Origin of the sequence: Actinokineospora sp. PR83 (assembly GCF_021056305.1) — a bacterium.
Taxonomy (GTDB): domain Bacteria; phylum Actinomycetota; class Actinomycetes; order Mycobacteriales; family Pseudonocardiaceae; genus Actinokineospora; species Actinokineospora spheciospongiae.
Window position 1 is genome coordinate 7,527 of the sequence record NZ_JAJCXD010000112.1, and the last position, 11,961, is coordinate 19,487.

At 74.5% G+C, this 11,961-nt stretch carries 8 protein-coding genes and 1 pseudogene; 1 reads left to right on the top strand and 8 read right to left on the bottom strand.

The features are described from left to right. Positions 1-49: 49 nt before the first annotated feature. The 8 genes from L6E12_RS30855 to L6E12_RS30890 form a co-directional block, all read right to left on the bottom strand. On the bottom strand, positions 50-1,603 hold the full coding sequence (locus L6E12_RS30855) for a glycosyltransferase family 39 protein (protein WP_236231450.1): 1,554 nt from the start codon (positions 1,601-1,603) through the stop codon (positions 50-52). 291 nt (positions 1,604-1,894) lie between these two features. Beyond that, positions 1,895-2,908, bottom strand: coding sequence for a polysaccharide pyruvyl transferase family protein (locus tag L6E12_RS30860; protein WP_236231451.1), 1,014 nt, complete (start codon positions 2,906-2,908; stop codon positions 1,895-1,897). Between the two features lie 43 nt (positions 2,909-2,951). Beyond that, complete coding sequence (locus tag L6E12_RS30865; protein WP_236231452.1) at positions 2,952-3,710, bottom strand: phytanoyl-CoA dioxygenase family protein; 759 nt, start codon at positions 3,708-3,710, stop codon at positions 2,952-2,954. Continuing rightward, on the bottom strand, positions 3,688-6,234 hold the full coding sequence (locus L6E12_RS35590; protein WP_236231453.1) for a glycosyltransferase: 2,547 nt from the start codon (positions 6,232-6,234) through the stop codon (positions 3,688-3,690). Before L6E12_RS35590 ends, L6E12_RS30865 begins: the two co-directional genes overlap by 23 nt. Then, positions 6,231-7,655 (bottom strand): glycosyltransferase family 4 protein, encoded by a 1,425-nt coding sequence (locus L6E12_RS30875; protein WP_236231454.1) that lies wholly within the window; start codon positions 7,653-7,655, stop codon positions 6,231-6,233. The genes L6E12_RS35590 and L6E12_RS30875 overlap by 4 nt, the downstream gene beginning before the upstream one ends. Positions 7,656-7,681: 26 nt before the next feature. Continuing rightward, on the bottom strand, positions 7,682-8,380 hold the full coding sequence (locus L6E12_RS30880; RefSeq protein ID WP_236231455.1) for a glycosyltransferase: 699 nt from the start codon (positions 8,378-8,380) through the stop codon (positions 7,682-7,684). A 500-nt stretch (positions 8,381-8,880) separates the two neighbouring features. Further along, positions 8,881-10,068, bottom strand: coding sequence for an MFS transporter (locus tag L6E12_RS30885; RefSeq protein WP_236231456.1), 1,188 nt, complete (start codon positions 10,066-10,068; stop codon positions 8,881-8,883). Between the two features lie 114 nt (positions 10,069-10,182). Continuing rightward, positions 10,183-11,148: a multidrug resistance efflux transporter family protein gene (locus L6E12_RS30890; protein WP_236231457.1), complete on the bottom strand. Its 966-nt coding sequence runs from the start codon at positions 11,146-11,148 to the stop codon at positions 10,183-10,185. Between the two features lie 530 nt (positions 11,149-11,678). On the opposite strand from L6E12_RS30890, the pseudogene L6E12_RS30895 reads away from it, so the two are divergent. Then, a pseudogene (locus tag L6E12_RS30895) lies at positions 11,679-11,961 on the top strand (hypothetical protein); the annotation flags it as partial.

Sequence of the window (11,961 nt, forward strand, 5' to 3'; positions counted from 1 at the left end):
CGCGAAGAGAACCCGGAACGCCCTGTCGGGCGTGGTCGAGGGTTCGGCGCTACGGCGTCACCACCTCGGGGATGAGCTGCCCCCGGCTGACCGCCGCGTCCAACTCCGCCTGCGACAGCTCCCAGACGACGGTGTCGCCGCCGGTCGGGCCGGAGAAGGTGAACACGGGTCGGGCGTGCTTCGCCAACCAGGGCAGCAGGTCCGGCGAGGCGTAGCCGTAGCCCCGGCTGAGCGGGCGGCTCTGCGTGAGCACGTAGTCGGCCCGGTGCTGCTGCAGGGCGCCCAACGACACCCAGGTGCCCACGTGCAGGTCGTTGCCCTCACCCGAGTGCAACGCGAACTGCGCCGTCGGGGACGTCAACCCGACCCGCGACCCGGGCGGCAACCGGGTGTCGAGGTACTCCCTGGCCTGCTGGTAGGCGTTGTCGCGGACGCTGCGGGCGTGCACGGCCGACGCCAACCCCGCCAGCACCACCAGCGCCGCCGCGACGGCGAACACCGGCCGGGCGCGCAGGGTCCACCGGGGCGGCTCGGCGAAGGCGATGCCCACGGCGAGCACGCCCGGCACCACGACGAAGTACCCCATCTGCTCCTCCAGCGTGCCGAAGGCCAGCGCGAACAGGCCGAGCAGCCCCATCACCGAGGCCACCAGCCCGACCAGCCTCCGGTCGGCCCTGGTGGACCGCAGTGCCCACAGCCCGGCCGGGACCGCCAGGCCCAGCAGCACGTAGGACGTGCCGAACCGGGTCAGCTGCGAGATCAGCGCGTCCAGCAGGCTCGGTGCCTGCGCGGAGTTGAACCCGGTGATCTGGTCCAGCCCGGCCATCCGCCGCAGCCCGCCGACCTTCGCCGCCCACCAGCCCGGCAGCCGCCCGGTCACCCCCAGCGCCACGAGGTAGGCGGCGTAGGGCACGAGCCCGGCCGCGACCACGACCAGCCCCTGCCGCAGCGGCATCGTCCTGCGCCACACGACCGCCAGCACCAAGGGCAGCAGGGCGGGCACGACCGCGACGTCCTTGGCCACCACGGCGAGGCCCAGCAGCACCCCGCCCAGCACCGCCACCCACCGCCTGCGCGACAGGACGCAGAGCAGCCCGGCGAGGACGAACACGAACGCGGGCGTCTCCAGCATCACCCTGCTGTCGTTGCGCAGCACGAACGGGTCGGCGGCCAGGACGACCGCGCCCACCACGGCGATCCACGGCCGGGTGACCCGCAGCAGCAGCGCGTAGGCCAACCCCACGCCCACCGCCCCCAACAGGGCGTTGACCCACCGGAGCTGGAACACCAGCGAGGTCGGGTCGGTGGAGAGCCCGAAGACGTCGATCACCGCACCGTTGATCAGGAAGGTCAGCGGCGGGTGCAGGTGGAACGGCTGCCCGGCCAGGTTCGGCCACTCACCCCGGCTGACCGACAGCGCCAGCCGCGAGTAGGTCACCTCGTCGATGAACAGGTCGTTGGCGGTCACCAGCCCCCACACCCGCAACCCCAGCGCCAGCACGACCACCGCCGCCCCGGCACCCACCAGCCACCCGACGCCGGGCGCCCGCCGGTGCGACACCACCGCCGGTTCCCCCGCAGGCGGAACGGCCACCGCGGTCACGAGCCCACCCCCACACCACGATCGGCACTCGGCACCACGGCAGGCCGAACCGTCCACGCACGGCACCCCCGGGCCGGCGCGGGCAACACCCACCTGGCACCGACAGACGCCACCCCAACCGGGGGAACAGCCACCGCGGTCACGCCCACACCTCCACACCAGAATCGACACTCCACGCCGCCGCGGACCGTTCCGCGCCCGCGCGACAACCCCGCCCCGGGGCGGGCAGCACCCACCCGGCGCCCGCGGGCACCGCCTGCCCGGCACCCACGGGCACCACCCGAGCCGTGCTCACACGACCACCCCCGTCACAGTCCGCTCCACCCAGTCCTCCACCTCGTCCACTCCGGTCACCGCGGTCGCCCCGGGCGATTCGGCCAGGAACGCGCGGGTCTTCTCCTCCCAGGCGAACCCCGCGCACGGCACCCCCGAGCCGACCGCGAACACCAGCGCGTGCAGCCGCAGCCCCAGCACCGCCGAGGCCCGCCCCACCACGGCCTTCGCCAGCCCCGGCGGCAGTTGCGGGCCGACCACCGGGACCTCGGCGCCGAGCCGCTCGGCGAGTTCCCCGGCCAGCACCGAGTCCCGCCGGGCCAGGCCGAGGCCGTAGTCCGCGTGGGTCGACAGCGACACCGCCGCGACTTCCCCACCATGGTCGCGCCACCGCCGGGCGGCGCGCAAACAACTGTCCACAGCCACCCCCATCCGCTCGGCGGACGGCAACGCCTTCAACGACAGCAACAGCAGCGGCCGGTTGCGGTCCACCCCGGCGGCCACCAGCGCCCGGTCCGCCGCCTCGGGCGATTCGGGTTCCAGCCGCAGCGCCAGGTCGCCCACGTTCGGCACCGCGACCCCCAGCGTCCGCACCGACAGCTCGTCGCGCACGGTGATCCGGCCCGCCCGCGCCGCGGCGCGCAGGCCGCGCATGGCCAGCGGGGGCGTGCCCGGGTACACCCCGATCGCCAGGTAGAAGGTGTCGCGCCCGGCCGCCTCGGCCGCCGCGACGACCGAGGGCAGCAGCCGGACCAGCGGCGGCAGCCCGGCGCCGAACATGCCGCCGCCGACCACCAGCACCGCCTGGCACCAGCGCAGCGCGGCGGCGAAGGACAGCGGGGTCATCGGCCGCGCGGGCACGGCGTGGGTCCACTCGACCATGCGGGGGTTGCGCGACAGCACGCTCACCTCCGCGGTCGCGGGCAGTTCCTGCAACGCCCGCGCCAGCAGCGCTTCGTCACCGGTGTTGCCGTTGCCGAAGTTCCCCACGACCAGCACCCGACGACCGGACAACCCGCTCAACCCGGTCACCCGAGCCCCCTCTCCACTTCGGACAAGTCAGAACCGCGCGAACTCACCGGGAACGCCAGGACCGCGTCCGCCACCGGTGGATGCCCTGGTGCGCCAGGCTCGCGGCGGGCACCACCGCGCGCGGGCGGGTGAACTGGAGGATCCACGCCGTGCGCGTCCCGTCCCCCAGGTTCGGGTGTGCGGAGTGCACCGTCTCGAACAGGTGCATCGCCGCCCCGCCCACCGGCAGCGGGCAGTCGACCGCGGCCGACTCGTCCACGCCCACCGTCCGCAGCGCCCCGCGCCGCCCCGGTACCTCCTCGTGCGCCAGCACCCCGCCGAGGTGGCTGCGCGGCACGTACCGCATGCACCCGTCGCGGGCCCCGACGCCGCCCATCGGCACCCACACGTTGAGCCGCCGCTCGGCGAGCCCGGAGCGCTTGTGCACCCGGTCCTGGTGCCACACCGTCTCGAACCCGCACCTGGGCGGTTTGCGGATGCTGTGGTCGAACCGGAACCACGTGCCCGGTCCGAGGACCTGCCGGGCCAGGTCGCGGCTGCGCCGGAACACCGCCGAGCGGCGCAGCGCGGGCGAGAGCACCGTCGGGTACAGGATCTCCGGCACGTCGGCGCCGAAGTCGCCGTCCGCCGAGCCCAGGTCCAGCACGCTGGTGGCGGGCAGCGCCGGGAACGACTCGAACAGCCGGTCCAGTTCCGCGGCGACCTCCGCCACCTCCTCCGCGGTGAACAGCGAGGGCACCGCCAGGAAGCCTTGACCCAGCAACGCATCGCGCTCGCGCTCAGCGACCACCGTGTGCGGCATCCGCGCTCCACTCCCGAATAGCCGACAGGTAGCTCTCCTCCTGCCGTTCGGCCAACCAGTCCCACGAGTACGCCCGCGCGAACTCCCGCCCCGCCGCGCCGAGCCGGTCGGCCCGCTCGGGGTCCAGGGCCAGTGACACCAGTGCCGCGCCCAGCGCGTCGGTGTCGAAGCAGGGGACCCGCACGCCGACCGCCTCGGGCACGACCTCGCGCAGGCAGTCGATGTCGAAGGCCACCACCGGGCTGCCCGCCGCCGCGGCCTCGACCGCGACCATCCCGAACGTCTCGAACCGCGACGGCACCGCGACCACGGCGGCCCCGGCGAACAGGCGGTACTTGTCCACCCCGGCCACCCACCCGGCGAACCGCACGCGGTCGGCGATCCCGGCCCGCGCGGCCAGTGCGCGCAACCGCTCCTCGTCCGGGCCGGTGCCCGCGAGCACCAGGTCGCCCGGCAGGTCGCCCGCACGCGCGGCGAACGCGGTGACCAGCAGGTCCAGGCCCTTCTGTGCGATCTCCAGCCTGCCGACGAACACCACGTCGCGCCCGCGCGGTTCCCGCACGTCGAACGCCCGCGCGTCCACGCCGTTGCCGACCACGTCGACCCGGGCGGTGCGGTTGATCCGGCGCAGTTCCTGCGCGATGCCGTCGGACACCGCGACCATCCGCCGGTGCGTGCGCACGCCCGCGCGCTCGACGAGGTGGAACGGCAGCTTGTACTGCCGGGCCTTCTCCCTGGCGTTGAGCCACTGCACCATGCCCAGCGTCGGCCGGTTGGTCCACAGTGGAGCCGCCATGGTGGAGATGGGCGCGAAGAAGTCCTCGACCACCAGGTCGGCCCGGTGCCTGCGGGAGACGAACGGCAGCGCCACGGCGTAGCCCGCGATCCGCCCCAGGTAGGTGCGCCCCGACCCGACGCCGACGTGCAGGTAGCGCACGCCGTCCTCGACCCGGTCGACGCAGCCGGGCCAGCGGGTGGTCAGCACGGTGATGTCGTGGTTGCGGGCGAGCCTGCGGTTCATCTCGTGCGTGCGCACCGCCCCGCCGCCGGACCCGGGCAGCGCCGGGTCCTCGAAGCCCAGGTGCAGCACCCGCAGCCGCTCACCGGGCGCGGGCTGGGGCCGACCCGACCGCAGCCGCCACAGCGCGAACAGCCCGAGCGCCACCACCAGCACGGCCCAGGCCGGGGTCCACGCCCGCGCGAGCCACAGCAGCGGCAGCGCGACCAGCGTGGCCAGCACGGCCCCGACCGGGACGGGCAGCGGCTCGGTGCGCACCGCCACCACGGCCGCGGCAACCGACCCGAGCGCGGTGCCGACGGCCAGCCCCGGCACCCCGCCGAGGAACCAGCCCGCTGCCAGCCCGGCGACCAGCAGTCCGATCGCGACCGACAGCATGGCGGTGACCTGCCCGAACGCGCCGCGCGCCTGGTGCACGGTGGCCACCAGGGTCACCACCCCGTAGCCGAGACCGGCGACGGCGGTGGCCACCACGAGCCCCCCGACGCCGGACAGGTGGGCGGGCACGACCAGGCCGAGGACGTCGGCGGGGGCGGTGACCAGCACGGCGGCGGCGGGCAGGCCGAGCCACCCGTAGGCCGACAGCGCCGAGCGCAGCGCGTCGCGCCGGTCCGGGCCCGCCAGCCTCGGGTACAGCACGACGGCCAGGGCGGTGGCCACGTACAGCGGCGCCCGGCCGAGGGTGCTGGCCAACTGGAAGCCCGCGGTGTCGGTGTCGGCCCCGGCGAGCACGGGGGCGAGCACGATGTCGGTGGCGGTGAACACGCCGAGCAGCGCCTGCGCCCTGGTCAGCCCGGCCGTCTCCCGCCACCGCGACCGGTCGCCCAGCAGGCCCGGCCGCCAGCGCAGGTCGCGCCAGGCGGGCCCGGCCGTCCCGGTCGGACCGAGGTCACCGTCCTGTGTGCCGCCCGCGGTCCGCGGCACGCCGTCGCGGAAGGCGCGCGCGGTCAGGCCACCGACGAGCAGTACCGCCGAACCGACCACGAACGCGCCCAGCGCCCCGGCCGCGCCGAACCCGGCGACGACCGCCGCCGCGCCCAGCGCCACCCGGACGACGACCTCCGCCACCCGCAGCACGGCGAGCCGGGCGAACCGCAGTTCCCCCTGCAACCAGCCGATCGCGGTCCCCGGAAGCACCACCGCGGCCACCGCGGCGGCCGTGGCCAGCACCGCGGGCACCGGCGCGTACACGGCGCTGATCCCGCCCAGCACCAGGGCGACGACCAAGGCGCCGACCAGGCTCAGCGCGACGCTGTGGGCCATGGCCGAGCGGCGTTGCGGGGAGCCCGGCGGGTGCACGCGCACGGCCTTGGCCAGCGCCCACGGAATCGCCGCCGAGGCGGTCCCGGCCAGCAGCAGCATGGTCTGGCCCGCGGCGAACACGGCGTACTGGGCGCCGTCGAGCAGGTGGGCCAGGACGATGCCGTAGCCGTAGCTGACCAGGCTGACCACCACCGTCGCACCCGCCACCTGCAGGCCCGCGCGGGCCAGCGGCGCACCGCTCACCGGCGCTCCACCGCGGTCGACGAGGCCGCGGGCAGGGGGTTCACCCCGGTCAGCAGGTGTTCCTCGGTGGCCAGCTCGACGCTGACCGGCTCGACGTTCCACCGGGCCAGCACCGACTCGGCGTCGAGTTCGTCGCAGCCGTGCAGCAGCGCCGTGCCGTGCTCACCGTCCACCCGGACCTGGTCGGTCAGCCTGCCCCGGGGGGCCGGGACGTCGCGGGGCACCCGGAAGCGCACGGCGGTCGCCATGTCGGAGCGGGCGTGGCGGCGGCTGCGGCGCGCGGTGCCGCGGCGGGTGATCTCGGCGCCGACCACCCCGGCCAGCAGCTCGGCGCTGCGGTCCCAGGTGAACGCGGACGCCCACGCCCGGCAGCGGTCGGACACCGCGGCGGCGGTGTTGTCGTCGGCCAGGGCGGTGAGGGCGTCCACCACGCCCTGGGCGAGCGCGGCGGCGTCCGGCACGACCCAGCCGGTGCGGCCGTCGAGCACCGAGTCGTCGATGCCCGCGGCGGCGATGGCCAGGCACGGCACGCCGAACCGGGCCGCCTCCAGCACCGTGCAGCCCCAGCCCTCGCCCTGGGAGGTGGAGGTGGTGAGCCAGGCGCGCTGCATCAGCTCGTCGCGCTCGGCGTCGGAGAGCCTGCCGCGGAAGCGCAGCGAGCCGCGCAGGCCCAGTTCGCCCGCCAGCAGCTCCAGCGGCCTGCGCAGCGGGCCGTCGCCGATGACCTCCACCCGCAGGTTCGGCACGGCGGTGAGCACCTCGGGCAGCGCGCGCAGCAGCAGGTCGACCCGCTTGTGCGCGACCAGCCTGCTCACCAGCACGATCGTCGGGTCGGGGTCGCGCGGACCGGCGCGCAGCACCGACGGCTCGTTGCCGTTGGGCACGATGAACACCGGGCCCCGCGCGCCCAGCCGGGTGCGCATGTCGCGGCGGGTCGACGGGGACACCGCGACCATGGCCCGGTCGCGGTAGACGCGCCTGCTGACCGGGCCCTCCAGGAACCGGCCCACGGCGGCCACCGGCTTGCTGAAGTGCGCGCCGAACTGGTCCTGGTGCACGTGGTGCACCACCTGGACGACGGCGGTGGACTTCGGCACGAACGCGGGGGCGAAGAACGGGATGCCGTTCTGGCAGTCCACCACGGCGTCGAACAGCGAGCCGACCCGCAGCAGCGCCGAGGCCGCCGCCGGGTACAGCGAGAACTGCCCGCCCCGGCGCAGGACCTGCACGCCGTCGATCACCTCGCGGGCGGCGGCGCCCTCGGGGCGCGAGGTCAGCCAGGTGACCTTCACCCCCGCGGCGGCCCAGCGGCGGGCGATCTGGTGGGCGTACAGCTCGGCGCCGCCCGCCTGCGGGTGCCTGATGTCACGCCAGTTGACCAGCAGGACCGAGCGCCCCCGCAGCGCTTGCAGACCGCTCACCGGTCCGTCCGAACCCGACACGCCGCTCATCCGTTCGTCCCCAGGAGACCGAGGGCGGCGCGGAACGCGGGCAGCCCGTCGCGCAGCGGGCGGAAGGTGGAGCGGGCGTCGTCGGTCCAGTTCACCGGCAGCTCGACGACGGTGCCGCCCTGGGCCTGCACACCGCGCAGCAGCTCGACGTCGAAGGCGAAGCCGGTGACCGCGCAGCCGGACAGGGCGCGCTGCACCGCGCGGCGCTCGAAGAACTTGAAGCCGCACTGGGTGTCCGACACCCCGGGCACGACCCGCCTGGTCAGCGCCCGGAACGCGGCGCCGCCGACGCGCCGGGTGACCGGCTGCCTGCGCACGATGGCCGCGCCGGTGGCGTAGCGGGAACCGATCACCGCGGTGGCGCCCTGCTCCAGCAGCTCGGCGGCCGGGCCGAGGGCGTCGATGGGGGTGGCCAGGTCGGCGTCGATGAACCCGACGAACCGGGCGGAGCTGGTCATCATGCCGCGCCGGACCGCCGCGCCCTTGCCCGCCGTGGAGCAGCCGATGACCTCCACCGGGACGGCGGCGGAGGCCGCGGTGCGGGCCACCCGGGAGGTCGTGTCGCTGCTGCCGTTGTCCACCACGACGATCCGCGTCGACCACGGCACCCCGGCCAGGTAGTCGGCGGTGGCGGTGAGCGACACCCCCAGCCTGCGCGCCTCGTTGTAGGCCGGGATGACCACCTCGAGGTCCACGGCGGAGCGCCGTGGTCGGGGGACGAACGGGTCGGATACCTGAGCCCGGAGGGCGCGGGGCGGCGACTGGCTGGCGTGGGTCACACGAGGGCTCCTGTCGTCATTGCGGATTCCTGCGATCTGTTCGGCCGACGTTGGCGCAGCGGCTCTGACCATAGGACACAGTCAGTTGCGACGTAACACAGGAGGGGTATCTGTTCACCACACGAAACGGCGAATTCACCGTTACGACGACACGGAGAGTACCGGGTGAGCGGGGTCACGATCTACCATTTCCGCAGGTGGGCGGCCACCACGGAAATGGTTGAAGCCAGAAACAGTCACCGTTCGCCCAGCTCAGAGGCCCCCTATTGCCAATTGCTCCGTTTGCCACAATGCGTCACCACATACTTTGTCAGGAAAGCCGAAATTCATTCACAGCCTCTCGGGTGACCCAATTCCCCCATCCCAGCCCGGGCTCCGGAACACCACCTGCGAAAGTAGGGAAACGCGGGGAACGATCAATCCGAGGCCGTCCGCACAAAGCGACCATCCACTCCGGACGGTGGTCGACCCGCCCGCAACAACCGCATCGCCACCGCCCCGACCAGCGGACCGGGGGCGAGCAGCAGGAACGCGTACCGCCAGCCCACGGCCCCGGCGAACACCGGCACGAGCTGGATGCTGACGGTGGTGAGGGTGAAGCCGAGCGCGGTCTGGGCGGTCAGCGCGGTGCCCACGTACCGCTGGTCGGCGGTCTCGCTGAGGACGGTGGAGAACACCCCCGAGTCGGCGATGACCGCCGCACCCCACACCACGCACAGGACCGCAAGCGCGGCGGGCCCCGCGACGAAGGCGATCGGCGACAGCAGGCAGCACGCCCCGCTCACCGCCAACGCCCCCACGGCCGCGGACGAGCGCCCGCACCGGTCCGAGGCCCACCCGCCGAGGAGGCACCCGGCGACCCCCGCGACGCCCAGGGCGAAGAAGACGAGGACCTCCGAGGCCGCGCCCCCGGTACCGGCGGCGACCAGGAAGGCCGGTAACCAGGTCCACAGCGCGTACAACTCCCACATGTGCCCGAAGTAGCCGAGGTTCACCAGCCGAGGGCCCCGTTCCCCGAACATCGCCACGGCGTACCGGGGGTTGCGCGGCGGCGCACCCACCGCGGCGTGCGGCCCCGGCCGCACGGACACGACCGCCACCACGGCCCCCACCACCCCCAGCCCGGCCGCGACGGCGAGCGCGCCGCGCCACGGCAGGTGCCCGACCCCGCCGAGGAGGTGCGGCAGCGCCGATCCCACCGTCAACGCCCCCACCAGAATCCCCAGCGACCGCCCCCGGGTGGCCGACTCCGACCAGGACGCCATCAGCTTCATGCCCACCGGGTACACCCCCGCCAGGCACACCCCGGTCAGGAACCGCAGCGGCACGGCACCGGCCATCCCGTCGACGGCCACGGCGAGCACCGCCGTGCAGGCGGCGGCGGCAAGAGCGCAGGCGGCGAGCAGCAGGTGCGGCCGGACCCGGTCGGCGAGGGTGAGCGCGGCGGACCCGACCGCGCCCACGACGAACCCCACCTGCACGGCCCCGGTCAGCCACACCGCCTCAGCCGCCCCGATCCCCCACTCCTGCCGCAGGCTCGGCACCACCGCCGACACCGAGAACCAGACGGCCAGCGCCAACACCTGCACCACCGCGATCCGCATCCGCACGCGTCCCCCAACCCTCGTCGGCCGTTCACCGGGGACGAAGATTACGGCGGGATGGTTCTGGGGGCGAAAAGTTGTCCACAGGCTGCGTTCCAGGTCCACTCAGGACAATCAGCCGCGCCCGGCCACCGCGTACCCCACGACCCCCAGGGCGATCACCACGATCCCCAGCCACGCCACCGCCCCCGGAGCCGCCCCGCCCAACACCAGCGGCTCCGCCACGGCCACGAACACGACCTCACCCGCCTGCGTGGCCTCCACCGCCGCCAGGTGCACCGGGTTGTCCCGCACCCGCCGGGTCGCGGCGAAGAACAAGGCCGTCGCCACCACCCCGGACGACAGCGCGACCAACGCCGTCCCGACGACCTGCGTCCCCGACGGCAACCCCGTCCGCGCCCCACCCACCACGGCGAGGACGACCCACCCGGGCAGGCTGCCGACCGTCAACGCCAGAACCCGCTGGAACGTGTCCAACCCGCCACCGAGGTCCATCGACTTGCGGTTGCCCACCGGGTACGCAACCGCCCCCACCAGCACCGCGACAACCCCGATGACCACGGACCAGCCGAGCCCCCCTGGCGCCTCCAGGACGGTCAACGCCACCCCACCCAGCACCACCAGCGACAGGACCAGCGCCACCGGCGGGATCCGCCTGCGAGCCGGGTCGCGGTAGAGGACGGGGGCGAGCACCATCCCGCAGACGATCGTCACCTGCCACACCGCCGCGACCACCCACCCGGGCGCACTGTCGGCGGCGAAGCACAGCGGCGCGTAGAACAGGCCGAACCCGACGGTCCCCCAGAGCAGCCACCGCCCCGGTGCCGCACGCAGGGCAGCGCCGACCGGGCCCAGCCCACCGCGGAACCCCACCACGGCGGCGAAGACGGGCAGCGTGATCAGGTAGCGCAGCGCCGCCGTCCACTCCCACGCCCCGCCGCCGACGGACAGGCCGCGGTTGGCCACGAAGGACACCGAGAAGAACAGCGCGGAGAGCAGCCCGAGCCCCATCGCGGCGGGGAGGCCGGAGAGGGCCAGCGGGCGGACGCGGGGCAGGCGAAGCGGGAACGGAGTGGACACCCCGCGATTCTGGGTCAGCGACGGGCCGCTCCACCAGCGAAATGCCCATGACGGACAGCACAGCGAATCTCACCCCGAGGATAGCGACCTGGCCGCCAGACCGCCGGTTTCTTGCGGTGGTCGTTCGCTGCGTCGCCAGGGTTTGGTGTGGCTGGCAGGCAGCCGCCCGAACCCCCACCGGCGCAGCGACAACCAGCCACCCCGAAAACCGCAGGCTCGGCTACCCAACTGCCCGGGTGGGTGGATGTGCTTGGCCGGGGGTGGTGATCATGTGCAAGCCTGCTTGGGCTGTGGGGCATCCCTTCAGCCCCACTCGGTCACACTGGGCCCATGATCGCCATAGGGGCCCCGGCCAAGCACATCCACCCAGTCGGGCACCCCCACCACAATCCCGGCTCCACGGACATGGCCTGGCAAATCCACCCGGGCACCACAGCAGAATCCCAAAGCGCCCCAGGAGCGCACCGAGGGGATCGGCCATCGGGGTGATCAACCTCCATCCCGCCCGCCCCGCCGGCTAGCCTGGAGGCATGGATGGGCTGGGGTGGGCCTGGGCGGGGGCGTTCGCGCTGGTCGTCGCGGTGCCGCTGCTCCTGCACGCCCACGACCGCTCCCAGGCCACCCAGCACGCGGATCGGATCGCCGCCGGGGACGAGTGGAGTGCGTTCTCCGTGGGGTTGCTCACCGGTGGGCCCCGGCGGGCGGTGGACACCGTGATCGTGGGTCTGCTGGAGCGCGGGGTGCTGCGGGCCCGGGGTGGGGTGATCAGCCGGGCGGGCCGGGGCGGGACTCTGTCGGGGATGGAGCGGGCCG

Coding starts and splice junctions, on each gene's coding strand:
- L6E12_RS30885 (WP_236231456.1), bottom strand. CDS start 10,068: ATGCGGATCGCGGTGGTGCAGGTGTTGGCGCTGGCCGTCTGGTTCTCG.
- L6E12_RS30865 (WP_236231452.1), bottom strand. CDS start 3,710: ATGCCGCACACGGTGGTCGCTGAGCGCGAGCGCGATGCGTTGCTGGGT.